Below are 24,890 nucleotides of genomic sequence, written 5' to 3' on the forward strand. Positions count from 1 at the left end.
AAGACGAGTAACTATTTTCCCTTATTCAAGAAATAATCAAAAGTATCGCCTCTTAAGCCTAAACGAATGGTTTCCAAAGGAATTACTTCCGCAGGTGCGATATTACCTAAATTTACATTTGTGCCAATTAGCTTGATAAACCAAACTTGTTGTTCTTTTTGTGGTGCTTCCCAAATGATAGTCTCTTCTGGTATTTGCGTTAAAATCTCATCAACTAATCCTTCTCTAACTTCTCCTGTACCACGATAAATACCTACATTTCCACCCTCACGGGCTTCCGCGATAACTTTCCAAGAACCCGCTTCAATTTCAGCTTTCATTAAAGCAATCCATTTATATGGCGCAAATATTTTAGCTGCATCTTTAGAACCAACTTCAGAAATTACAGTAACTTGAGTCGATAATTTTCTAATGAATTCGCACTTTTCATCATGTTCAATATCCATAGAACCATCAGAAATTTCGGCATATTCCATTCCAAATTCTTCTAAAACCCTACGATAATCATCAAACTGGTTACGAATAGCAAAAGCCTCAAACAACGTTCCACCAAAATAAGTTGGAATGCCCGCATCACGATAAATAGCTAATTTTTCTTTTAGTTTAGGAGTTACATAGGAAGTAGCCCATCCCAATTTTACAATATCTGTGTGTACGCCCGCAACATCTATAAAGTCTTCAACTTGTCTAAGGCTCAGCCCTTTATCCATCACCATGGTTAATCCACCTTGACGAGGTTTTACCGAACGCTCAGGAATATCATTTAATTTGTAATTCATATATGCTGCAAAGGTTAAAAAAACTCTGCTATTTTTTAAAATAAAGCTGTTAATTCTTGTTAATTTCTATTTGATATATTTATTGATTACTTCAATAATCAATCCATTATCTTGTAATTGTGGCAAATATTCGAACAAGATATAATGTTTTTCCGGATCGGTAACCAAAGCTGTTTCTAAATAAGCAATAGCATCATTACTTTGACCTAATGCAAATAAATAAGCCACCATTCGGTAATATAATTCTGCCGCGTCTGGGTTATTTTTAATGGCTTCTGACATTGTTTCTGAAGCTTCTAACAATTTCCCTTGCTCATATAACACAGTTGAAAAATCTAGCCATGCCTCAATATCTAGCGGATTATATTCTAAAACTTTATAATAAGCCTCAACGGATTCTTCTATCTGACCCAATTTATAATGCGCATCTGCCATAGCAAACCAAAAATCTGGATTTTCTTCATCCAATTCCAATGCTTTTTTATAAAAGTGAAGCGATTCGAAAAAACGATCTTCAAAATTCAAAGTTACTCCAATACCAAACCAAGCATCAGCCATTTTTGAATCCATTTTTACCGATTTTTTGTAGTAAGAACGGGCTTCGTCCATTTTTTCAAGCTTCTCGTAACATTCTCCTATTGCACAATACGTATCTGCGTTTGGTGGTTCGTATTCAAAAGTTTGTTTGTAAACATCAATTGCCTCTTGGTATTTATCCAATTGAACTAAAGCATTGCCTTTATTATAGTAAGCAGATGCAAAGTTTTCTTTAATTAAAATGGCATAATCATACGCATCAATTGCTTTTTCAAACAAATCTAACTTGTGATAAGAGTTTGCTAAATTGTACCACGCTGCATAAGAATAAGGATCGCTATCAATGTATTCTTGGTAAAATTGAATGCTTTCTTCCTGTTTATCTAAAATATCATAACAGAAAGCAAGTTCGTATAAACCGTCCTTATTTTCCATGTTTTGCTCTAAGCTACGCTTGATGTAAACTATTGCAGTTTCATAATCGTGCATATTTTGATACACGTAGGCCATTTGCAATAAAATTTCATCAGTAGTCTCTGCTAATGTTAATGCTTTTTCAAAATTTTCTAAAGCTTCCGCATGGCGATCTAAATTCTGATAAATATTTCCACGTAAAACATAAATATCAGGCTCCGATGCCTCTAACATTTCTGCTTTTTCTAGCGCAGCAAAGGCCTTATCTACCTGGTTGGTAAATAATAATAATTGTGCTTGTTTAACCAAAAAAACCGCAGCATACGGATGTTGGTTTAAGGCATATTCTATAACCTGTAATGCTTTAACCGGATCGTTCTTTTCTATATAATTGTCAATTATATATTCAAATGCCTGCGCATCAAAAAAGTATTGATCCTGGTTTCGGATCATCTCTTCGTAACGTTCTACAGAGTGTTGCGCATCATCATTAAAATCAAATTCAAATTCTTCTTCCATTTCTCGAATATTTAAAGAACAATTCCCAATTATTTAAAATACATTATAAGTTTACACTATTTACAAGCTGACTTACGAAAATAATTTTCAACATACACACACTCTATAAGGTAATTGATTAATAATAAAAGATTTAGCTTTTTGCTAGTGTGAATGGCGGGATGATTGATTTACAACCTATTTGTTCTTTTAACTAATTGCAAAAATACCATATATTTAACTTAAATCAGTAAAATTCAAGTCATGAAACGATTAAGCATTATTCTATTTCTATTTGGAAGCATTCAACTTTATGCACAATCAAACACCGAAGAAACAGCGGTAAAAGCAACCATTAATTTATTATTTGATGGTATGAGAAATGCCGATACTGCCATGATACGCAAAGCTTTTGCAACTCAAAATACTATGCAGACAATCGCAAAAAACAAGGATGGGAAATTTGTAGTTAGAACAGAAAATGTAAGCGATTTTATTAAAAGTATTGGCACTCCACATCCCGAAAAATACGATGAACGTATTGTATTTACTAAAATATTAATCGATGCTAATCTTGCCAGCGTTTGGACGGATTATAAGTTTTACGTAGGCGAAAAATTTAGCCATTGCGGCGTTAATTCTTTCCAACTTTTTAAAGGAGAAGATGGGTGGAAAATTATTTATATCATTGATACCCGAAGGAAAGATAACTGCAATTTTTGAGTTTGCTTAAACACAATAAAGCCGCAGATTCTCAGATTTTTCCTATTAAAGATTATCTGCAAATCCGCGGCTTAAAAATATTCGATGGAATTATTTTTTCGCTAAGTCATCAGCGCCTGCTTTAAAATAACTAGCTTGTTTAATTAAATTATCTTTTGCTTCTTGGCTTGGAGCCGTTTCTGCGGCTTTTAATTTTGCTTGCTCTGCAGTCGTAAATAATTGCACAAATTGTTTCCCAAAATACTGTGTTAATTTAGTTCTATCCATATTGGTAATGATAGCTTGAACACCAGTTTGCGTAATTTTTGGATTTGTGTTTTTAGCTAAATAAGTAGAATAAAAACCAACCACTTGAGCTAATTTATTAATGCCTTCTGTATTTACAATGTTTAAGTAAAAATCATTGTAGCTATCATCGCCTAAAGCTGCATAAACTTGCGCCAATTGGTTAGGAATATGTGCTTTGGTATCTACATCTAAACCTGACATTACTCCATTTAACGAAGCAGGTTCTAACATATTTATCGCTTGCAAAGCTGTACCTATTACTTTATAAGAACGATCATTTAAACTTGCTTTTGCTAATGGTAAATAGGTTTTATCACCAGATGAAGCTAATCTTGCTAAAGCAGTTGCTCTAACATTTGAGTTTTTATCTTGTTTTGCCATGGTTGCCAATGTAGACCCAACCATATCTTTTATTTTTTCATCTTTCAAATTAAAACCTTTAATCGCCAACGCTCTTAACGCTTCATTTTGATCTTTTAATGCCAATAATAGCATTTGTTGAGCTGCAGTTTCTTTGTTTTTCAATGTTGCTTGCTCAATCGCTTTAATTCTATTGGCATAAGATGGTGCATTTGTATATTGGAAAATATAGTTTTCTAAAGTTTTATCTTCTTTAACTTGTCCAACTATAATTTTATCAGCATCAAAGTCGATTAAATCTGGCTTTGCCGAAACAGGAAAACTAAAACTTTGTTCTCTACTATTAATTACAATTTCTTTAGTGTTTTTTTTACCGCCTGCATAAATATCAACTTTTATAGGAAGTGTAAATGTTTGTACATCTGCCGCCTGAATTTGTTTCACATTTATAGTTGCATTTCCATCTTTATAATCAGATTTCACATCTAAAATTGGATGTCCACCTGCATAATACCATTGGTTAAAATATGGCGACCAATCTTTTCCTGTTACATCTTCAAAAGCTAAACGTAATTGTTGAGCTTCTCCATTTTTAAATGCATTTGTAGTTAAATAACGGTTTAACGATTTAAAAAAGGCATCATCGCCCATTTGATTTTTCAATGCATATAAAATCACTGCTCCTTTTGGATAACTGATATTATCGAAAACGTCTTCTTTATCGTTATAATTAAAACGTACTAATGTTGGACTTTCGCCATTTTGAGTAGATGATAAATAGGTATTTAATTTTTCATATCTCGTTCTATCCGCAGCATCTTTTCCTGCATCATACTGTTTCCAAATAATTTCTGAAAAAGCTGCAAATGATTCATTAACTGTAATATTCGACCATGATTCTGCAGTTACATAATCGCCAAACCATTGGTGAAATAACTCGTGTGCAATTGTACTTTCCTGATCTCCATCCAACAATTCTCTATCTGTTGCTTGCACAGCTTCGCCATGTAAAGTAGCCGTGGTGTTTTCCATCGCTCCCGAAACATAATCGCGGGCAACAATTTGTGAGTATTTATTCCAAGGATATTCAACTCCAGTAACCTGAGAAAAGAAACCCATCATTTTAGGTGTTTTACCAAAAATCGCTTTAGCGTAAGGCGCATATTTTGGCTCTAAATAATAATTAACTTCTTTGCCTTTGTACGTGTCTTTATAAATTTTAAAATCGCCTACGGCCATCATAAATAAATACGGCGAATGTGGCAAATCCATTTTCCAGGTATCCGTTCTTGTTCCGTTTGTATTTGCTTTTTGCGAAACTAATTTACCGTTTGATAAAGTCACGTATTTAGACAAAACCGTCATCGAAATTTCGGCAGTTGTTTTTTGATTTGGTTTATCAATAGTTGGGAACCAAGCTGAAGAAGCTTCAGTTTCGCCTTGCGTCCAAATTTGTGTTGGTTTATTTTTTTCGGTACCATCGGGATTTATGAAATATAATCCTTTTGCATCGGTTATTGCAGCACTTCCTTTTATGGTTAATTCATTCGGCTTTGCTGTGTAATCAATGTATAAGGTATATTTTTCATCCTTAACATATTTTTTATTTAGCTGAATGTACAATTTCTCTTTATCGTTCGTAAACTTTACAGATGTATTTCCTTTGGCTCCAACTACCGAAATACTTTTAACATCCATGCCTTTTGCATCAAGAATTACAGAATCTGTGGTGTAAAAATGTGGTTTTAGTGTTATCCAAGCTTTCCCATATAAATATCGTTTTGCGTAATCGAAACTTACATCTAATTTGGTGTGCACTAAATCGTTAACTTTTGTAGCAGTTACCCGATAGGTTGGATCTACTTTTGCTTTTTCTTCTTGGGCATGTGCCGAAGAAATTCCGCTTAAAATTACCAGACTCATTAATCCGGCTATAAAATGTTTATTCATGATTTATATTTTTTTATTGGATTTAATTTGATAAATAAAGTTACAAGGTAGGTAGAAAGCTACAAAAGATAATCAGCTATTTATAATTTGGCAAACCTGCTTAATTTTTTGTTGTTTTGTATAAATCGATTTTCAGCTAAAACATCATCACATGAAAACAAATATCAACGCTGTTTTAAAACAATTAGGAATTGAAAATAGTAATCCGGCCTACAGCACAGGCAGTAATTGGGGCAAAACAGCTAGCGAAAAAATTATTGAAAGCCATTCTCCAGTAGATGGCCAAAAAATAGCATCGGTACAAGTTGCTTCTGCAAAAGATTATAATACAGTAGTTGAAACTGCGCAAAAAGCTTTTTTACACTGGCGAACAGTACCTGCTCCAAAAAGAGGAGAAATGGTGCGCCAATTCGGTGAAGCGTTAAGAGCAAACAAGGAAGCTTTGGGCACGTTGGTTTCTTACGAGATGGGCAAAAGTTTGCAAGAAGGATTTGGTGAAGTACAAGAAATGATTGACATCTGCGATTTTGCAGTAGGTTTATCACGTCAGTTATATGGGTTAACCATGCATAGTGAACGACCAAATCATCGTATGTATGAGCAATGGCATCCGATAGGAATTGTTGGAATTATTTCGGCATTTAATTTCCCTGTTGCGGTTTGGAGCTGGAATACGGCTTTGGCTTGGGTTTGCGGCAATGTTTGTATCTGGAAACCATCAGAAAAGACACCTTTAACCGCTATTGCTTGTCAACGTATTGTAGAAAAAGTTTTAGCGGCTAATGATGTACCGGAAGGCGTTTCTAATTTAGTTATTGGAGATAGAGCAGTAGGCGAATTACTAAGTAATGACTCTAGAATTCCATTAGTTTCTGCTACAGGTTCTACGAGAATGGGTAAAGCCGTTGGCGCTGCAGTTGGTGCTCGTTTAGGTAGAAGTTTATTAGAATTAGGCGGGAATAATGCCATTATTATTTCGAAAGATGCAGATTTAGATATGTCGATTATTGGCGCTGTATTTGGCGCAGTTGGTACAGCAGGACAGCGTTGTACTTCTACCCGTCGGTTAATTATTCACGAAAGTGTGTATGATGCGTTTACCGCTAAATTAGTTAAAGCCTACGGTCAATTACGAATTGGAGATCCATTAGATCAACACAATCACGTTGGCCCATTAATTGATACTGATGCCGTTGCGAGCTATTTAGATTCTATTGAAAAATGCAAAGCCGAAGGCGGAAATTTTCTTGTTGAAGGTGGTGTTTTAAGTGGTGCTGATTATACTTCCGGCTGTTATGTAAAACCTTGTATTGCTGAAGTTAAAAATGAATATAAAATTGTTCAGCATGAAACTTTTGCGCCAATTTTATATTTGATAAAATACAAAGAATTAGATGAAGCTATCGCTTTGCAAAATGGTGTTCCGCAAGGGTTATCATCAGCAATTATGACCTTGAATTTAAGAGAAGCTGAACAGTTTCTATCAGCTCAAGGTTCTGATTGCGGTATTGCTAACGTAAACATCGGTACTTCGGGTGCAGAAATTGGCGGTGCTTTTGGCGGAGAGAAAGAAACTGGTGGCGGTAGAGAAAGTGGTTCTGATGCTTGGAAAGCTTACATGCGCAGACAAACTAACACCATAAATTATGCGAATACATTGCCTTTAGCGCAAGGGATTAAATTTGATTTGTAACCCGCCTCACCCCTTCATCCCCTCTCCAGAAGAGAGGGGGCATAATGCAAAAAAGAGTGCTAACTTTAGGTCGGCACTCTTTTTTAGATATATGATGGAGTTATAATTTTTGCTTAGTCTTTTTGCTTTCAGCTTTATATAGACCTACTTAGCCAACTCATCAATTAGTATAATACTTTCTAAAGTTGGTTTTTTAACTGTGGTTACTTTTGCGTAGATCGGCGCAGTAGAATTAACACTTGAAGTTTCAGCTACAAAACAACCCATATTTAATTTCGCATTCGAGCTTAAAACTGCATAATAATCTGTAGTTGAACCGCCCAATTTTAAGCTTGCGTCATCTTTTACCGAAGTAGATAAATTAACCGTAGTTGCATTGATATCAGCAGTTGCTTTATCTTTTAAAATCACATCTAAGCTTAAGAAATTAACTTTACCATAAGTTTTAATAGATGAGTTATCGCCACCTTCAATTGAAGAAAGGTTACGTACATAAACCGCTACAGTTAAAGTTTCTTTTTGAAAAGAACTGATGCGTAATACACCGTTTTCTTGTTGCACTAAAGCATTTTTTGAGTAATAGCTATCGTACACTTTTACGCTTTCAGTTGGCGCCTGTACCAATATTACTTCAACGTTACCGCTTACTACAATTTTATTAATGTTTTTTACCTGATTTAAGATAGTAACATTGTTTTCTTTTACATCTGTTGATGCGAATGCAGAACTGGTTAATACTACTAGTGTTAATGCTGCTGCGAATAGGTTTTTAATAGAAGTTTTCATATCCTTAATATTTTAAATAATTGTTTGTCTGATGTTTATAATTTTTATTTTTCTGCTAGCCCTTGCTGGCAGGCTTCGTAATTAAGACGCCAACACATCAAAAAAGTTGCAGTGCTTTCTCTCCTTTTAGACCATGAGCAAGTAACTCACGACGAACGGCTGTAATTTTTCGACGAACAGCAATGGGAAATTGGTTCATTAGTTATCGGTTTATTGTAATACTTAAAATTTACAATCAGTATTTTGAGTTATCGAAGCATTATACTCGTATATTGGTTCGTATGAAAAAAATCTGCTTTATTATTTTACTCCTAATTACTGTAAAGGTATTTGCTCAAAACCAACCTTTGCAATTGGAAAAAGCGTATGAACAGAACTCCCATAAAATGCTCAATAACTTCTTTGCCAATTGGGAAAACGAAATCAAACCAATAACCATATCAGAATTAGATAAGTTGTCGGCATTGCAACAGGAGGTTTATGCCATTTATAAATCTTTCTATAATCCATTGGTTGTTCTTCCAATCGTTCATGGAGATCAATTTAATTACGACCGTCCTAAATATTGGGTATTACAAAATCAAATAAAGTATCAAGTAATAGATGTTTTTATAAAAGATGAACATGAAATCCCAGTTGGGAAAAACAAATTAAAGATAGATTCTATCGTGAATTTTAACCCTAATATTGAAACGAATAAAAGGTGCGTCTATCTTTCTAATCAATACGAAAAAATATTTAAAGACTTTTTTACACGAAAGTTCTATTCAACTCCGAAAAAAGACAGCAAAAACAATTTTCTGAAAAATGAAATTACCATATCTCATGGTATGTTTAAAGGTGGAGATGGTGGTTATGTCATTACTTTTCCTTCAGTATTGAATCTCCAAATTGATTCCTCAATGCAAAAAGCAGTGGTAATTTTTCAATACGCATATGGCGCTGGCTATAGCAGCTTAGAAAAAATCGATGGAAAGTGGATTGTTAAAGAAACAGTAAGAACTTTGGTCGAGTAGAAAAACTCAAAATCATCCATCAAATTTTTGATTACACAACTATTTACTGTAAGTTTAGAAATTTTTAGCTGCTTATCTTTTCTTTCTTTTAGCCCTTAACCAATGTTACGCGTAAATAGTTCCAAACCTTGCAAAATCGTATATTCCTTATGTAAGCATGAGTTTTTAGGCTATTTAATTGAACCTCATATTGTACAACTTAATCCGCAGGGCGATTTTTCTTTAACTTATCAGCGTTTATTTACACATACTGCTAAAGAATTTTCGAAACATTTAACAGAGGTTGATTTTAAATTAATCAAAATTTTAGATGATACAGAGCAAGATTACATCATCAAAAAGTACCATAAAAAGGCAATAAGACCTTTTGAATTCTTCAGTAAATTTTACGACGAAAAGTTTTACGATAGCGTTCGCCCAAAAATTGAAAAGAAACTAGCAGAAGTTCTCGAAATCCTTAAAATAAAAGATGGTTTATATTTAATGGATAAAGATGGTTGGCCGGCAGAGCGAAAAATTGATTTGGCAACCGAACCAGCAACTGTACTTTTCCATTTTAGACGAGGAGAAACTGAAACCCGCTATTTTCCAACGATAAAATATCAAGGTTTACGTATTGATTTTATGTTTAAAGATGCACAAGTTGTGTGCAATCAGCCTGCTTGGATGTTGTTAAATGATGTGCTTTACTGCTTTGAAGGAGATATAGAAGGAAAGAAATTTGTTCCATTTTTAAATAAACGTTACATCGCTATTCCAAAAGCTACAGAAGAAACTTATTTCGAAAAATTTGTAGCTCCGCTGATAGAAAAACATCATGTGTATGCAGAAGGATTTGAAATTAAAACGGAAAAACATGATCCGACAGCAGTAATAAAAGTTATTTATGTTGATGGTGGTATTTCACAAATTCAACTTTATTTTAAATACGGAAGCTATGCTTTTGCAATGGGCAATGAGCATAAAGTTACCGTTCGTTTAAATAAAGAGGACGACAATTATACGTTTACTCGCATTAAGCGAAATAGCGATTGGGAAAAACAGAAATTTTCCATCTTGCAAAACTTAGGATTAAAAAAAATAAGTGCACTTTTTCATCATTTAGAATTACCCAATTTAAGTGAGAATGACAATCCAGCTTATGCGATAATTACTTGGGTAAACGAACATATTGAAACTTTACAAGAACAAGGTTTTGAGATTGAACAAGCGAGCAGTAGTAAGCGTTTTGTTTTTGGCGCAAATAAAATTGACTTCGAAATTAAGGAAGATAACGACTGGTTTGATATTAATGCAATTGTATATTTTGGTGTTCATCCAATTCCGTTTATCGCGTTAAAACAACATATTCTTCATAAAAAAAGAGAATTTATTTTACCTGATGGAGATATCGCTATCATTCCAGAAAAATGGTTTACACAATACAGCAGCTTGTTTAGCTTAGCCGATGGCGGTAAAAACCTGAAACTGAAAAAACATCACATTGGGTTAATTAATGATTTAGCTGAAGATAGTTTAGCCAATGTAACGTTAGATAGAAAGCTGCAACGCTTAAATGATTTCGAGCACATTGCTGATACACAAATGCCAGTAAATTTTAAAGGAGATTTGCGACATTATCAGAAAGCGGGTTATAATTGGTTTAGTTTTTTACGTGAATATAATTTCGGTGGTTGCCTTGCAGATGACATGGGTTTGGGTAAAACCATTCAAACGTTGGCGATGTTGCAGAAATTGAAGGAAGAAGATGAGCAAAACGGGACGCATAGCACTTCGCTAATTATCATGCCAACTTCATTGATTTACAACTGGTTAAACGAAGCGAAAAAATTTACACCAAAACTTAAAATCCACGCACATACAGGTACTTTTCGCAATAAAGACATTAGCCTTTTCGATAAGTACGATGTCGTAATTACAACCTACGGTATTACTCGTGTTGATGTGGAAATAATTAGCAAATTCTATTTCAACTATATTATTTTAGATGAAAGTCAGAATATAAAAAACCCATCTTCTAAGTCTTTCAAAGCAGTTAGAGTGTTAAAATCAAGGCATAAATTGGTTTTAAGTGGTACGCCTGTAGAAAATTCTGTTGCCGATTTATGGACACAACTTACCTTCTTAAATCCTGGATTATTGGGTACACAATCTTTTTTTAATGAAGAATATGTACAGGCAATTGAAAAACGCAAAGACGAAGAAAAAGCAAGAAAATTACAAGCGATTATTAAGCCTTTTGTTTTACGTAGAACGAAAGAACAAGTAGCGGCAGAACTTCCTCCAAAAACAGAGCAAATTTATTATTGCGATATGACGGAAGACCAAGCTGCGTATTACGAAAAAACTAAATCGGCATATAGAAATGATTTGTTAACCAGCATGGATAATGGAACATACGCAAAAAAACAAATTCAGTTGTTGCAAGGTTTAACCGCGTTGAGGCAGTTAGCAAATCATCCTGTGATGATAGATGAAGAATATGATTCTGATTCGGGCAAGTTCAAAAACGTAATGCATACCTTAGATAATGTTTTAAAAGGTGGTCATAAAGTTTTGATTTTTTCTCAGTTTGTAAAACATCTCACCATATTTAAAAATTGTTTTGAGAAGGAAGAAATTCCTTTTGCTTATTTGGATGGCGGAACTAAAAATCGAGGGGAAATCGTAGCAGAATTTCAAGAAAATAAAGATTTAAAAGTGTTTTTAATTTCTATAAAAGCTGGTGGTGTTGGCTTAAATTTAACACAAGCAGATTATGTTTTCATTTTAGATCCGTGGTGGAACCCAGCTGTTGAACAACAAGCCATAGATAGAACGCACAGAATTGGTCAGGATAAAAAGGTTTTCATCTATAAATTTATTTCAAAAGATACTGTTGAAGAGAAAATTCTTGCCCTGCAAAGACGTAAGAAATCTTTAGCAAACTCGTTAATTACTACTGAAGAAAGTTTCTTTAAATCTTTAAGTAAAGATGATATTAAGGAGTTATTAAATTAGATTTATGAAAATTTCAAAAATAAAATTCATTCTATTTTTGCTAATTATTTCGAGCTTAAATTCCTTTGCACAGAAATTAACAGAAAACGAAAAAACAGTTTTCGATGAGCTAGTGTATAAGAGAAAACAGGTTGGAGAATATGAAACATTATCTAAATGGGTAAAACCTATTCGATATAAAATTTATGGCGATACATCTGCTTATATTGTTAAAGAAGTCGATTCGTTTTTCAATTTGTTAAAGAAAATAACTCCACTTGATATTAAAAAAGCATCTAATGAATCTGAAGAAAATTTTATGCTAGTTTTTGGAGAAAAACCAGAAGATTTTCAAGCGTATACTGCAACAAATAAACCATTAGAAGCAATAGGATCATACAGAATAAGAACAACCAAGAATGGTGAAGTTTATTGGGGTCAAGGTTTAATTAACACCAAAAAATTTGGCACTAGAGCAAATATTAAAAATGCAATCAAAAAAAACATTGTTAAATGCATTGGATTTTCAAACAGTTCTGAGTTTGCACCTAGTAGTGTTTTCACCATTAAGAATAGCAACGATATTAAAATTGAAGCTTTTGATATCCATATTATCTCTGCTTTGTATTTACCAGCAATTAAACCTGGTATGACAAGAGATCAAGTTGATGAGATTTTAAAGTGAGCCTAGCATCGATAAATACTTCTTTCTACTAATCATTTCTGCACCCAAACTCATTAAATGTTCGTTTGGTAATTGGCAATCGATTAACTCAAAACCTATATTTTTACTCAAATGAATTAAGGCAACTTTTGATGCATTACTTACCAAACTAAACATACTTTCTCCGCAAAAAACCGTGTTTATTTTAACGCCATATAAACCGCCTACTAATTTTTCATCCTGCCAAACTTCTATACTATGTGCCAAACCTTTTTTATGTAAATTTAAATAGGCTTTTTGCATATCATTGGTTATCCAAGTGCCATCTTGCCCAACTCTTGGTGTTTTTGCACAATTTTCAATTACCTTATCAAATGCCTGATTAACTGTAATTTCAAAAACTTCAGCTTGTAAAACCTTGCGCATGCTTTTGCTAATTTTAATCCTATCGGGATAAATTACACAACGTTCATAAGGAGCGTACCACAAAATAGGATCATCTTCACTAAACCAAGGAAATATTCCACTTTGATAAGCTAAAAGCAACCGTTCTACACTTAAATCGCCACCAATGGCTAATAATCCATCTGGGTCTGCTAAAGCAGTATTTGGAAAAATTATTTCATCATCGAGTAATCTGAAAACCATGTGCAATTATAACAAATTGAATTGTAACAAAAATCCTTCGCTCCTGTCTTAAAAACATGAGTTTTATAGGCAACATTATCTGGGTTATTTTTGGTGGAATTTTTATATTCTTTCAATATATTTTTGGCGGATTAGTTTTATGCCTAACCATTGTCGGCATCCCGTTTGGCATTCAATGTTTTAAATTTGCCATAGTTGGTTTAGCACCATTTGGCGTTAAAATAACCGATACCTCCTCAAATATTGGTTGTTTATCAACCATCATGAATATTATTTGGCTAGTATTTGGCGGAATTTGGATTGTACTAACTCACTTAATTTTTGGCCTGTTATTTTGCATCACAATTGTGGGCATCCCCTTTGGGTTACAACATTTTAAGCTGATGAATTTAGCCTTTTCTCCCTTCGGGAAATCGATTAGTTAACTACTCTGTTTTTGTAAAAACCATTGCCAATTGACCATCTTTTAAAAGTTGTAATTTTCCGCTTACTATTTTAAATGAATTGGCAGTTCTTAAACCTTCAGTATATTTACCTTCTGCCTGACCAACATCTTCACAATACATCATTGTACCTATTAATTCGCTAAATTTTATTTTATCGCCATCAATTGTAACCATCCCTCCAAAGCCGTTACAAAAAGATTTGCCACTTACTTTATTGTCTGTATCAAAGTTTAAAGTTGCTTTTTTTGTAGTGTTGGGCATTATTTGCCCTGGCCATTCGCTTAAAACCCACTTGGAATTAGCAACATTATTCATTCCTAGCTTTTCTGAACAAGCTTGCATTGCAATTACGAGGATAAATCCTAAAAATATTCTTTTCATAACTCTATAATTTAATTAATCCGATTTTTTTTGAGTGCGCAATTGCTTCATCACTATGTGTAAATAAACAAGTTTTTATTTGTTTTTGCTCTATTTTTTCTAATAATTTTTCTGTGTAAGCCTGTCTTTCTGGTCTGATATTTCTAATATAAACCGCAGCAATATTTAGTGGATATTTTTCTGCAATTGCATGATAAATAGCTGGATCTTGCTGTGAATTATCTCCAAAAAAAACAAATTGTTGGTTTGGAAAGGCATCAATAATTCGCATTACTCTTAACAATTTCCCCTCGTGTTCGGTTTTGCCAGTTTTAATTAAGCTTTTCCATCTTTTCAGCTGATTTAACAAAAAAGCCCCTTCTGGCAATTGGTTAAAACGAAAGGTTTCGACTAAATAATCATACAAATTCCATTCGCTACTCGACACGTAGAAAAACGGATTTGGTTGGTCGATTTCTGTATGTGCTTTTGCTAATAATTGATAATGTTTTTGTACAGATGGAAACGTTTTTCGCGTACGCGGATTTTTTATAAAAAGCTCTCGTAATCTCCTCGCAATTGTAGCAGAATGAGAAATCATAATGGTATCATCAATATCAGAAATGAAAGCATATTGAGTAATGTGCGGCACAAATATTTTTCCTTCTGCTTCGGCGATAACTTCATCGTTATCGTCATTTAGCGCCTCAACTTTCACCGAATGCCAACCTGCCGAAACATCTTTCTCTGCTTTCCATTCAAACTTAAAAAAGCCATCGTATTCTGCTTTCTGATACACAATTTGCTCGTAAAAATTTAATCTAACTCTTGCAAAAGCATAAGGCTTAACCACAAAAAGTTTAAAGAGATGAACAATATTTACGAAAAGATTAATGCTAAAATTTTGCGTGGTTTTTGCTTTAAATTTAAACACATGTCCATAAACAACTAAATTGTGTGTGTGGCCGTAACCGTGATATACTTTTACACTTGTAGCGTTATTCATGATATAATTAAAACAGAGTTTAGCATAAGTTGTTTGTAAGGAAGACATAATAAACCATCTGTGAAATCGAAAATTCAAAAACTGCTCTTTATTGTAAACCCTGGCTCTGGTAATCACACTATTGATTTTAAAAAAGAAATAAAGTCATTTTTTAAAGCTAAAGAAGAAACTTTTGAGATTTATGAATTGCCAAAAGATTTTGCAATTGTTGATTTAAAAGAAACTATCAAACAATCAAAAGCAGATCGTGTAATTGCCGTTGGTGGAGACGGGACTTTAAAACTTGTAGCAGAATGTTTATTGGAAACAGGCACACCTATCGGAATTATCCCGGCAGGTTCTGCTAATGGAATGGCTAAGGAATTGAGAATTCCATTGGAAATACAAGAGTCTTTAACCTTAACAATAAGTGGTAAACCAAAACAAATTCATGCTATTCTAATTAATGGTGAATTGTGTATCCATTTGGCTGATATTGGATTTAATGCGTATTTGGTTAAAAAATTTGATGAATTACAGGAACGTGGAATGTGGACGTATGCGAAAGCCACATGGCATGCCTTTTGGTATCATCGAAAAATGGATGTTGAGTTTAAAATTGGAAAGAAATTAATTAAACAGAAAGCCGCGATGGTTGCCATTGCAAATGCCACACAATATGGTTCTGGTTTACAAATAAATCCTGATGGGAAGCTAGACGACGCTCTTTTTGAAATTATTTTGGTAAAAGAATATGCTGTGATGGAAATTCTTAAAATATGGATTAGCAAATTACCTTGGAATCCTAAAAAGATTGAAAGTTTTCAGGTTTCTAGTCTAAAAATAATCACAAAACATAAAGTCCATTTTCAGGTTGATGGTGAATACATAGGAAAAGTTAATGAAATAGAGGCAAAGCTAATTTCAAAAGCTATATATATTATTGCTGGCCCTTCAGTTTAAGTTGTCCTTTTATAGTTAAATACAACCTAATAAACTCTGTCATAATGCAGACTTTTAGCAGGATATTAGGCCATTTATCTTCGAAATTATCAAGTGCTTCGGGTAAAAGGGTTATAAATCCGACAGTGAAAACCCATAAATATAATCTAAAAGGAAATTGAATGTAGTAGAGTATAAAACCGAATTTCTTTGTGAAAAACAATCCATAAGCACCAACCAAAACTAATAAAAACATCGGAAACATTAATAGAGATTCTATTTTTACGGAAAGTTGGTTAGGCATTTCGTTGTAGTGATTTGCAATATTCCACAATTGCATTCCCATAAAAACAAGTGATATTAAATCTAAAAAAGCAAGCGAACGAAAAAGTAAGCGCATATTATTTACAGTATTTTAAGAGCCAATCATTTGCTTTATCAGAGCCCATATATTTCACAAAATTAAAATCTTCGCAAGCACCTTGTATATCGCCTTGCTTTTGTTTTTTAAGCCCAGATTTAACTTTATCATCTAAATATTCATCATCAATTCTCAAATCTGATTTAATTTGTAAAACTCTCAATTCATCCTCTGGTTTATAATTTCCTTTTTCTTTATTTCGATAAAAATTGAGCACAACATTGGTCAATTCCTCTTCGTCTTTATACGCCTGAATGGCTAGGGCGATTTCCTTTTTATCTTTTCGATCACAATTGTAGCCAGTCAATGAAAAATTAACAGGAACCACCACTAAAGTTGTCGTATCATATGTTAATGGAACGATCCATTTTCCGTTCGTCATTCTAATTAATCGTAGCGCTTCATCATCTAAATCTGTTCCAATTCCTTTGTTAACTACCGAATAATAAACATTGCCTTTAGAATTTAATTTAAAACCAATAGTCACAGTTCCCTGTATGCAATTGTTTAAGGAATATGGTGGATAGATTTTATTTTCAGTTAAAAAAGATGATAATCCACCCTTTAGCTGAGGTTCTTGCGCCTTAACTGAAACAGAAATTAACAGAAGAAAAGCTACTGCAATTTTGAACATATTTAAATTTACGCATTTTAAGGTAAAGCCGATGTAAAAGTATGCTGCAAAATTAATTTTGGATCGGGACAGTTTTGTAAATAAACCTCACGATTAGAAAATTGACAAACCCCAGGATAATCGCCTTTTTTCCCTTCCATGTCAAACATTAGTTGAAAATGCAGGTGTGGCGGCCAATATCCATTTTCTGCTGCAATGCCAAAACTGGCAAAATGTTTTCCTCTCGGGATAAATTGACCTTCTTGTAAACCTGTTAACGATGCTAAACTTAAATGACCATAAAGTGCATACAAAGTCAAATCATCCAATTGATATTGCAAAATTACGGTTGCGCCGTAATCTCCAAAATTATTGTTGAAATGAAAACTGTGCACTTTTGCATCGTAAAAATTATAAATCGGCGTTTCTGCTGGCCCCCAAATATCAATGCCTAAATGTAATCTTCTTGGTTCTTCAACAGTATCAAAATGAGCGCTTCTACTATAAATTGTGCGGTGTTCGTTATAACCTCCAATTCCATATTTAGCGTTATTTTTAGCTAACTTTTCATCTACCCAAAGGGAAAAAAAATTAGTATTTGCTAAAATTTCGGTTGTTAATTCTGAATTGTTTGCGGTAAAATCGAAAGGCAATAATGTAGCTGTTGATGGCTCGAAATCAACCACTTTTCCAATTTTATTTATCGGATTATTTAAAAAAACTTGAAGTTTTTGTAAGGGATTCATCACACATTAAAAACGTAAACGTAGTTGTAAATAAAATGCGAAAGCGCACCAAAATTCACAAACACATGCCATAATTCATGACTATGAAAAAATCTATTTAAGGGTTTATCCTTCGCATAATAATAAGTGCCGCCAACGTAAAATACACCGCCAATAATTAACCATACAATTGCTGCAGTTGGCAAAACTTGCAACATTTTTTGCAGAAAAGGAATTACCAAACAACCCATACCGATATACAAACCTGTAGATAACGCCTGGCTTTTTAAACGATTAAATATTTTCAATAAACAGCCAATTAAGGCAATCAGCCAAACTAATCCGAATAATAACCAACGCAACCAGCCATCGAAAATGAGTAATGCAGTTGGCGTAAAAGAACCTGCAATCATTAAATAAATGCAGCAATGATCAAATTTTTGCCAAAACCGAATGCCGTATTCTGTTTTAGGTACACTATGATATGTTGCGCTTACACCAAATAAAATTAGAATACCGATACCATAAATATAAGCTGCCGTATACTCAAAATAAGTATGTGATTTTTGTAGTAAAAGGTATAATCCCGGAATTGCTAAAAGCGCTGGAACAATGTGAGTAAAAAAATTTCCTGGTTCGCGGATATACTTAGTGTTGCTCATCGTTTTCTTCGTCGGTATCCTTACGTTCTTTGGCAATTTTATTAAAAATTTTATCCATGTGCTCTACATATTCGTTGGTATCATCAACAAAAAAAGAAAGCGTTGGTATAACTCTCGCCTGGTGACGAATGCGTGAACCCAATTTATATCTAATTTCGCTGGCATGCGAATTAACTGTAGCTACAGAAAGACTAGTGTTATTTGTGTTTAAAAAGCTTAAATATACTTTTGCCACAGCCAAATCTGGCGAAACGCGAACTTTTGTAATCGTAACTAATGTATTGGGCAAGTAAGCCGCTCCCTCACGCTGAAAAATAGCCGCAAGCTCTTCTTGTAATAATCCTGCAAACTTCTGTTGTCTTTTACTTTCCATATTCTTCTATCTTATGTCATCCTGAACTTGTCGAAGGACGATTCTAGCTATTATTTTATTTTTTTACCTCGTTTAATACAAATTGCCAACTTGGATATTTCAATTTAGCATTGATGTTTGCTTGATAAAATGTTAGCATCTCTTTGTCGAAATAATTTGCTAAGGCTATACTAGTTTTCGCTTCTTGTGGTTTAAACAGCGTTCCTGCAATATAACCCTTTTCTCCATTTGCTGCTCTTTTTTTGTCAAAAGCTGCTTTAGAATTGACAAACTCAGCGTGTGTTTTTTCACCAGTAAAAAATGGAACTAACCAATCAACTGAGTTTTTTAATGAATTTCCTTCTGGTGATTTATAACTATACGGATTTTCACCAAATTTGCCATCTCGTTTCAAAATAGTTGCCGCAACCATTAACGGATCTACATCATAAATATGATAATGTAAGGCATCTCTTTCATGGAAATCATGACTGCTTCCATCAGGCATTAAATTTTTAGAAATCTGTTTTTTATAATTCTCAATTACCCAAGTTTTCAATTGTTCATCGTTAATTGCCCACGCAACTTCTGCTACTTCTTTAATGCGATGCGAATTCCAATTGTTAAAATAAGTTGCACTCTTACTTTTCACCTTTTCATTATAGGTTTTAATTTCTTGAAGTGCCACTTTGCTTAACCAATTTATAACTGCTGAATTTACATCTGTAGCTAAGTCGCTTTTCACTAAATCATATGCAAAAATAATTCGATCTAAATTTGTATCATTAATTGGGTTGCCTTGTGGCTGATTTCTTTGCGCCCAAACCAATAAAAACTCACTCGTTTTATCTAAATATTTTTTGTCGCCAGTAATTTTGTAAACAAATGCCAAAGCGTAAATCTTTTGCATATCCTCTAAACATTTCGCTGTTTTTATTTTACGAGGATCGCCTTGTAAAATGCCTTCAGTTAAAATAGTATCAGCTGGATTAGGAGTTGCGGTAAGCGATGCATTGGCGGTTAGGAGTAAGTCTATCGAATACATTTCAACTTTACTATCTGAATTAATCAGATCTTTCAACTTTGTTAATTCGGCTGTACTTAAACTCACAACTTGAGCTTTGGATGCGCTACATAAAAAGCAAAAAATGCTAAAAAGAATAAGTTTCTTCATTACAAAAATGGGCTATTGTTTCTGCTAATATAACAACTTATCGTAAGGATATCTTGAAGTATGTATGGCTTTAACCTTATCGTACAACAATTGTTTAAACTCTTCTATGTTTTCTTTTCGCGTGGCGGATATAAAAATAGTAGGCGAACTGTGATGCGCCATCCAACTTTTTTTGAAATCTGATAAAGTTAAAGGTGCAATTTCTTCTTCGTTATATTCATCCGTTTTTGGCGTTACATACGCATCAATTTTATTAAATATCATGATGGTATCTTTATCTCTTGCACCTAAATCGTTCAAAGTTTCGTTAACCGTATGTATTTGGTCTTCAAAATTTGGGTGAGAAACATCCACTACGTGAATTAAAATATCCGCTTCTCTAACCTCATCTAATGTAGATTTAAAACATTCTACCAAATGGTGAGGTAGTTTTCTAATAAATCCAACGGTATCTGACAGTAAAAAAGGAACATTTTCTATCACCACTTTACGGACTGTTGTATCTAGCGTAGCAAACAATTTATTTTCTGCAAACACTTCAGATTTAGCCAACATATTCATGATAGTAGATTTACCAACGTTGGTATAACCCACCAAAGCCACACGAATTAATTGCGTTCTGTTTTTGCGTTGCGTTTCGTTTTGGCGATCAATTAATTTCAAGCGTTCTTTTAGTAGAGAGATTTTTTCTAAAATCATCCTTCTATCACTTTCAATTTGTGTTTCACCTGGCCCACGCATACCAATACCACCTTTTTGACGCTCTAAGTGAGTCCATAAACGCGTTAAACGAGGTAGTAAATATTGTAATTGTGCTAATTCTACTTGTGTTTTTGCTTGTGCTGTTTGTGCTCTTCCAGCAAAAATATCGAGGATTAAATTACTTCTATCTAAAATTTTAACCTGTAGTTCCCGTTCAATATTTCGCAGTTGCGATGGCGATAATTCATCATCAAAAACGACCATATCTATTTCTTCAGCTTTTACATAAGCCTGTATTTCTTCTAATTTACCTGTTCCAACGAATGTTGCCCTATCAGGTTTCAACATTTTTTGCGTGAAGTTTTTTTCTACAACACCGCCAGCCGTATCAACCAAAAAGGCCAACTCGTCTAAGTATTCTTTTGTTTGTTCAGGTTTTTCTCCAGGTGTAATCACCCCAACAAGTACCGCTCGTTCTTGTTTAAGGGCGGTATCGTATGTTTTTTGTTTTCCCATGTATAGTTACAAAGATACAAAATCTATCATCGTTTCATTTTCATACTAAAGCCATGAAATGTTAAATAAGTTTGGGCTTAAAAAAAATGCCCAGCTTTTACAAACTGGGCATTTTATTAGTTAATGATTTTGTTAAAAAGTATAAGAAGTGGTAGCAGACAATGTAGTGCCTGTGCTTATGTTTTCTTTCACCATAACACCATCAACCCAAATTTGAACCTTTAAAGTAGAGCCAGCACTTGCGCCAGTACCGTTTGCGCCAAAACTAATTATTGGAATAGATGATGGAATAGTTAGTTCTGCACTCGCAAATGAACTACTATTTACAGATGAATTAGTGGTCACATCTCCTGTTTCACTAGTATAAACTACAGAAGAAAGTTTAGCATCTGATGATGTTTCTGCCTTAAATTTTACTTTATGTGTTCCATCGTTATTATTATCTTTTTTACAAGAAAATAAAACTGTTACAGCTAACACAATAAAAGATAAGGATAAAATTTTTGCAATGTTTTTCATGGGTATTTGTTTTTAGTAGAAATTAGTTATTTCCTAACTAGAAACAAACATTATGCCATTAGCGATTATTTATGAGCATATTCCTCATATTAAACCAATACATTAAGATTTACAAGTGCTTTACAAAGTCTAAAATTTCCTTGCCAGGATTAGCTGTTTTCATAAAGTTTTCTCCAATTAAAAACCCATTGTAACCTACTGCTTTCAGCTTTTTAATAACTTCTGGATTATCTATTGCACTTTCAGAAATCTTTAAAAATTCATTGGGAATTTTATCCACTAAATCAAACGAAGTTTGAATGTTTACAGTGAAATCGCCAAGGTTTCTATTGTTCACACCAATTGCATTCAAATGCGGACAAATTGATTTTTCTAATTCTTCGAGATTATGAACTTCTAACAAAACATTTAAACCTAAACTTTGAGCTAACTTGCCGAAGTCTATAATTTGTTGTGGTGTTAAAATAGAAGCTATTAATAAAATGATATCTGCACCCCAAGCTTTGGCTTCTAAAATTTGGTATTCATCAATCATGAAATCTTTGCGCAGAATCGGAATTTGATTTACTGCTCTTGCTTGAAATAAATCTTCGGCTTTGCCACCAAAAAAATCGGTATCTGTTAACACTGATAATGCAGAAGCTCCAGCCAAATTATATGCTTGAGTTACTTCAGCAACATCTGCTGTACCATTAATTAAACCTTTGGATGGAGAACGACGTTTAAATTCCGCAATAATTCCAGTTCGTTTTTCATCAATTAAAAAATCTTTAAAAATTAAAGGTTGTCTGTTAAAGTTAGCATTAGCTTCTAATTCTAGAACCGAAACTTTTTGTTTGGCTTCAGCAACTTCTTCTTTTTTTCGTAAAACGATTTTATCTAAAATGTTCATTTTGTACAAATGCTAATTCTCTAACCAATTTTTCATCATTTGTTTTCCGTTTGGTGTCAATACACTTTCAGGGTGAAATTGAACGCCACAAACATCAAATTCTTTATGACGCAAAGCCATAATTTGTCCATCGCCATCAGTTGCTGTAACCGTTAAACTTGCTGGTAAATCTGTTGGGTTAACTACCCACGAATGGTAACGACCAACTTCAATTGGCTCAACACAACCTTTAAAAGTTAAATCGGTTTTATCTAAAACTGTAATTGGTGTGGCAATTCCATGCATTGGTCTGCCTAAATTTAATAAGCTTCCACCAAAACTTTCAGCTATTGCTTGCTGACCCAAACACACGCCCATGATGCTTTTTGTAGGCGCATAAGTTTTGATTACATCCAATAATAAGCCCGCTTCTTCTGGTATTCCTGGTCCAGGTGAAAGCAAAATTTTATCGTATGCTGCTACATCTTCCAATGCGAATTTATCATTTCTCCAAACTACAGCTTCATAACCTAATTCATTAATTAAATGCACTAAATTGTAGGTGAAACTATCGTAATTATCGATTACTAAAATCGTCCCTTTATTATCTTTATTCATTTCAAAAATCGTAATTCGTAAATTAAAAACCTTAAATCTGTTCTGCCATTTCGATTGCTTTACGCAATGCTGCTATCTTGTTATTCACTTCGTTTAATTCATTTTCTGCAATAGAATCTGCTACAATTCCAGCTCCAGCTCTATAGTGCAAATGGTTGTTTTTGCTCATAAAAGTTCTAATCATAATCGCATGATTAAAGTCTTCGTTAAAGCCCATGTACCCAATTGCACCAGCATAAAAATTACGCCCCAATCCCTCATATTGATCTATCAATTGCATGGCTTTATATTTTGGCGCACCGCTTAAAGTTCCTGCCGGATATGTATCTGCAACCACTTTAAATGCACTCACTCCATCTTGTAAATTTCCGCTCACTTTAGAAACCAAATGAATTAAATGTGAATAATATTGAACTTCTTTAAACGATTTCACTTCAACTCCACTACAATGTCTGCTCAAATCGTTTCTCGCTAAATCAACCAGCATCACATGCTCAGCACTTTCTTTCGGATCTTGTTCTAATTTTTTTGCTAATGCCGCATCTTCTTCATCGTTTCCAGTACGTTTAAATGTCCCAGCAATCGGAAAAATATTTGCTACGTTATTACCAATGGTGATTTGTGCCTCTGGCGATGAACCAAACAGTTTAAAATTCCCATAATCGAAATAAAACAAATATGGAGATGGGTTTATAGAACGCAAACAACGGTACACATTAAATTCATCGCCTAAAAACCCTTGATTAAAAGCTCTCGATGGCACAATTTGAAAAACGTCACCGCGATAAATGTGCTTTTTCATTTGCTCTACCATATCCATAAAACCTTGGTTGGTTAAATTAGACTGTTCTTCGCCATTGGTTTTAAAGCTATATTCTGGGTAATTTTTATTCTGAATAATGTATTCAACTTTTGTTAAATCTTCATTTTCATCATTATTAAAAACATTTTTTACCAGTGTAACTTCATTTTTAAAATGGTCTATCGCGATGATATATCTATACACATGGTATTGCATCGTTGGGATTTTCTCATCATCTGGTGTAGCCGAAGTAAACGAAATGTCTTCGAAATGCTGAACAGCATTCCATGTAAAATAACCAAATAAACCTGTAGAAATATGTTTGTCTTTTGTCTGATTAATTGGATTAAAACGAGCTTTAAACGCAGCAATTTCATCAGCTAAAACGAAATCCGTTTTTGCTTCTTTTGTCCCATCAGGAAAGTATATATTCAATTTTCCATCTTGGAGAATAATTCCCGCAACTGGCTCAGCGCAAACATAACTTGTAGCATTTTCACGACTATGATAATCAGAACTTTCTAGCAAAATCGTATTCGGAAAAACATCGCGTAAGCGCAAATAAATGCTTACTGGAGTTGTGGTGTCTGCTAATCGCTTTTTAGCATGTGTTTGTATGGTATATGTTTTCATTTTCTTTATCCCCTCCCCAGCCCTCCCGAAAAGGGAGGGAGCGTAAAGTTTTATATTTTCAGTTCGTAATTAATTTACAACAAAAAACCCGGCGTGTGGTTACGTCGGGTTTTTAAATGTGGTTTTAGTTTAGGTTTAGGTTGATAAACTATAAGGTGCACAAAGCTACGACGAAACTCTTTTGAGAATTACCACGCCATTGCCATGTATGTAA

At 33.8% G+C, this 24,890-nt stretch carries 25 protein-coding genes; 7 read left to right on the forward strand and 18 right to left on the reverse strand.

What is annotated here, in order from left to right:
• Positions 1-11: 11 nt before the first annotated feature.
• Positions 12-779 (reverse strand): phosphosulfolactate synthase, encoded by a 768-nt coding sequence (locus tag GM921_RS11205; RefSeq protein ID WP_182922728.1) that lies wholly within the window; start codon positions 777-779, stop codon positions 12-14.
• A 66-nt stretch (positions 780-845) separates the two neighbouring features.
• On the reverse strand, positions 846-2,249 hold the full coding sequence (locus GM921_RS11210; RefSeq protein WP_182922729.1) for a tetratricopeptide repeat protein: 1,404 nt from the start codon (positions 2,247-2,249) through the stop codon (positions 846-848).
• Between the two features lie 243 nt (positions 2,250-2,492).
• On the opposite strand from GM921_RS11210, the gene GM921_RS11215 reads away from it, so the two are divergent.
• Positions 2,493-2,951 (forward strand): nuclear transport factor 2 family protein, encoded by a 459-nt coding sequence (locus tag GM921_RS11215; protein WP_182922730.1) that lies wholly within the window; start codon positions 2,493-2,495, stop codon positions 2,949-2,951.
• Between the two features lie 90 nt (positions 2,952-3,041).
• Here the strand turns inward: GM921_RS11215 and GM921_RS11220 are convergent, their stop codons facing one another.
• On the reverse strand, positions 3,042-5,549 hold the full coding sequence (locus GM921_RS11220; RefSeq protein WP_182922731.1) for a M1 family metallopeptidase: 2,508 nt from the start codon (positions 5,547-5,549) through the stop codon (positions 3,042-3,044).
• A gap of 151 nt (positions 5,550-5,700) precedes the next feature.
• Here GM921_RS11220 and amaB point away from each other — a divergent pair, with 151 nt between their 5' ends.
• Positions 5,701-7,242: an L-piperidine-6-carboxylate dehydrogenase gene (amaB, locus tag GM921_RS11225; RefSeq protein WP_182922732.1), complete on the forward strand. Its 1,542-nt coding sequence runs from the start codon at positions 5,701-5,703 to the stop codon at positions 7,240-7,242.
• A 144-nt stretch (positions 7,243-7,386) separates the two neighbouring features.
• Here the strand turns inward: amaB and GM921_RS11230 are convergent, their stop codons facing one another.
• Positions 7,387-8,028 (reverse strand): GIN domain-containing protein, encoded by a 642-nt coding sequence (locus GM921_RS11230; protein ID WP_182922733.1) that lies wholly within the window; start codon positions 8,026-8,028, stop codon positions 7,387-7,389.
• Positions 8,029-8,309: 281 nt separating this feature from the next.
• On the opposite strand from GM921_RS11230, the gene GM921_RS11235 reads away from it, so the two are divergent.
• The 3 genes from GM921_RS11235 to GM921_RS11245 all read left to right on the forward strand — a co-directional run bounded on the left by GM921_RS11235 (position 8,310) and on the right by GM921_RS11245 (position 12,708).
• Positions 8,310-9,044 (forward strand): hypothetical protein, encoded by a 735-nt coding sequence (locus GM921_RS11235; protein WP_182922734.1) that lies wholly within the window; start codon positions 8,310-8,312, stop codon positions 9,042-9,044.
• 102 nt (positions 9,045-9,146) lie between these two features.
• A complete protein-coding gene (locus tag GM921_RS11240) occupies positions 9,147-12,044 on the forward strand; it encodes a DEAD/DEAH box helicase (protein WP_182922735.1) in 2,898 nt (965 codons plus the stop codon).
• 4 nt (positions 12,045-12,048) lie between these two features.
• On the forward strand, positions 12,049-12,708 hold the full coding sequence (locus GM921_RS11245) for a DUF2927 domain-containing protein (RefSeq protein ID WP_182922736.1): 660 nt from the start codon (positions 12,049-12,051) through the stop codon (positions 12,706-12,708).
• On the opposite strand, the gene aat is transcribed toward GM921_RS11245, so the two are convergent.
• A complete protein-coding gene (aat, locus tag GM921_RS11250) occupies positions 12,700-13,335 on the reverse strand; it encodes a leucyl/phenylalanyl-tRNA--protein transferase (protein ID WP_182922737.1) in 636 nt (211 codons plus the stop codon). The genes GM921_RS11245 and aat overlap by 9 nt on opposite strands.
• Positions 13,336-13,391: 56 nt before the next feature.
• Between aat and GM921_RS11255 the strand changes: the two genes are divergently transcribed.
• Positions 13,392-13,760 (forward strand): YccF domain-containing protein, encoded by a 369-nt coding sequence (locus GM921_RS11255; RefSeq protein WP_131551847.1) that lies wholly within the window; start codon positions 13,392-13,394, stop codon positions 13,758-13,760.
• Here the strand turns inward: GM921_RS11255 and GM921_RS11260 are convergent, their stop codons facing one another.
• Both GM921_RS11260 and GM921_RS11265 read right to left on the reverse strand, forming a co-directional pair.
• Positions 13,761-14,162, reverse strand: a complete 402-nt coding sequence (locus GM921_RS11260) for an META domain-containing protein (RefSeq protein ID WP_182922738.1) — start codon at positions 14,160-14,162, stop codon at positions 13,761-13,763.
• A gap of 4 nt (positions 14,163-14,166) precedes the next feature.
• Positions 14,167-15,147 carry an App1 family protein gene (locus GM921_RS11265; protein ID WP_182922739.1) on the reverse strand — a complete coding sequence of 327 codons (981 nt, stop codon included), beginning with the start codon at positions 15,145-15,147 and terminating at the stop codon, positions 14,167-14,169.
• 60 nt (positions 15,148-15,207) lie between these two features.
• Between GM921_RS11265 and GM921_RS11270 the strand changes: the two genes are divergently transcribed.
• The gene (locus GM921_RS11270; RefSeq protein WP_182922740.1) at positions 15,208-16,089 is read left to right on the forward strand and encodes a diacylglycerol/lipid kinase family protein; all 882 of its coding nucleotides are present in this window, start codon (positions 15,208-15,210) and stop codon (positions 16,087-16,089) included.
• Here GM921_RS11270 and GM921_RS11275 read toward each other — a convergent pair.
• From GM921_RS11275 to GM921_RS11325, 11 genes are all read right to left on the reverse strand, one after another.
• The gene (locus GM921_RS11275; protein WP_182922741.1) at positions 16,067-16,468 is read right to left on the reverse strand and encodes a hypothetical protein; all 402 of its coding nucleotides are present in this window, start codon (positions 16,466-16,468) and stop codon (positions 16,067-16,069) included. The genes GM921_RS11270 and GM921_RS11275 overlap by 23 nt on opposite strands.
• A gap of 1 nt (position 16,469) precedes the next feature.
• On the reverse strand, positions 16,470-17,123 hold the full coding sequence (locus GM921_RS11280) for a TonB family protein (RefSeq protein ID WP_182922742.1): 654 nt from the start codon (positions 17,121-17,123) through the stop codon (positions 16,470-16,472).
• Positions 17,124-17,140: 17 nt separating this feature from the next.
• Positions 17,141-17,848, reverse strand: a complete 708-nt coding sequence (locus GM921_RS11285; protein WP_182922743.1) for a peptidoglycan DD-metalloendopeptidase family protein — start codon at positions 17,846-17,848, stop codon at positions 17,141-17,143.
• Entirely contained in the window at positions 17,848-18,489 is a 642-nt protein-coding gene (gene trhA / locus GM921_RS11290; protein ID WP_182922744.1) for a PAQR family membrane homeostasis protein TrhA, read from the reverse strand. Before trhA ends, GM921_RS11285 begins: the two co-directional genes overlap by 1 nt.
• Positions 18,476-18,862 carry a 30S ribosome-binding factor RbfA gene (rbfA, locus tag GM921_RS11295; RefSeq protein ID WP_182922745.1) on the reverse strand — a complete coding sequence of 129 codons (387 nt, stop codon included), beginning with the start codon at positions 18,860-18,862 and terminating at the stop codon, positions 18,476-18,478. Before rbfA ends, trhA begins: the two co-directional genes overlap by 14 nt.
• Before the next feature lie 55 nt (positions 18,863-18,917).
• Positions 18,918-20,015 carry an alginate lyase family protein gene (locus tag GM921_RS11300; protein ID WP_182922746.1) on the reverse strand — a complete coding sequence of 366 codons (1,098 nt, stop codon included), beginning with the start codon at positions 20,013-20,015 and terminating at the stop codon, positions 18,918-18,920.
• Between the two features lie 24 nt (positions 20,016-20,039).
• Positions 20,040-21,233, reverse strand: a complete 1,194-nt coding sequence (gene hflX / locus GM921_RS11305) for a GTPase HflX (protein ID WP_182922747.1) — start codon at positions 21,231-21,233, stop codon at positions 20,040-20,042.
• A 132-nt stretch (positions 21,234-21,365) separates the two neighbouring features.
• Entirely contained in the window at positions 21,366-21,752 is a 387-nt protein-coding gene (locus GM921_RS11310) for a hypothetical protein (protein ID WP_182922748.1), read from the reverse strand.
• 109 nt (positions 21,753-21,861) lie between these two features.
• Positions 21,862-22,644, reverse strand: a complete 783-nt coding sequence (gene trpC / locus GM921_RS11315; RefSeq protein WP_182922749.1) for an indole-3-glycerol phosphate synthase TrpC — start codon at positions 22,642-22,644, stop codon at positions 21,862-21,864.
• Between the two features lie 12 nt (positions 22,645-22,656).
• Positions 22,657-23,241 carry an anthranilate synthase component II gene (locus GM921_RS11320; RefSeq protein WP_182922750.1) on the reverse strand — a complete coding sequence of 195 codons (585 nt, stop codon included), beginning with the start codon at positions 23,239-23,241 and terminating at the stop codon, positions 22,657-22,659.
• Between the two features lie 31 nt (positions 23,242-23,272).
• Positions 23,273-24,676: an anthranilate synthase component I family protein gene (locus tag GM921_RS11325; RefSeq protein WP_182922751.1), complete on the reverse strand. Its 1,404-nt coding sequence runs from the start codon at positions 24,674-24,676 to the stop codon at positions 23,273-23,275.
• Between the last annotated feature and the right edge of the window lie 214 nt (positions 24,677-24,890).

This window comes from Pedobacter planticolens, from assembly GCF_014172375.1.
Lineage (GTDB): Bacteria > Bacteroidota > Bacteroidia > Sphingobacteriales > Sphingobacteriaceae > Pedobacter > Pedobacter planticolens.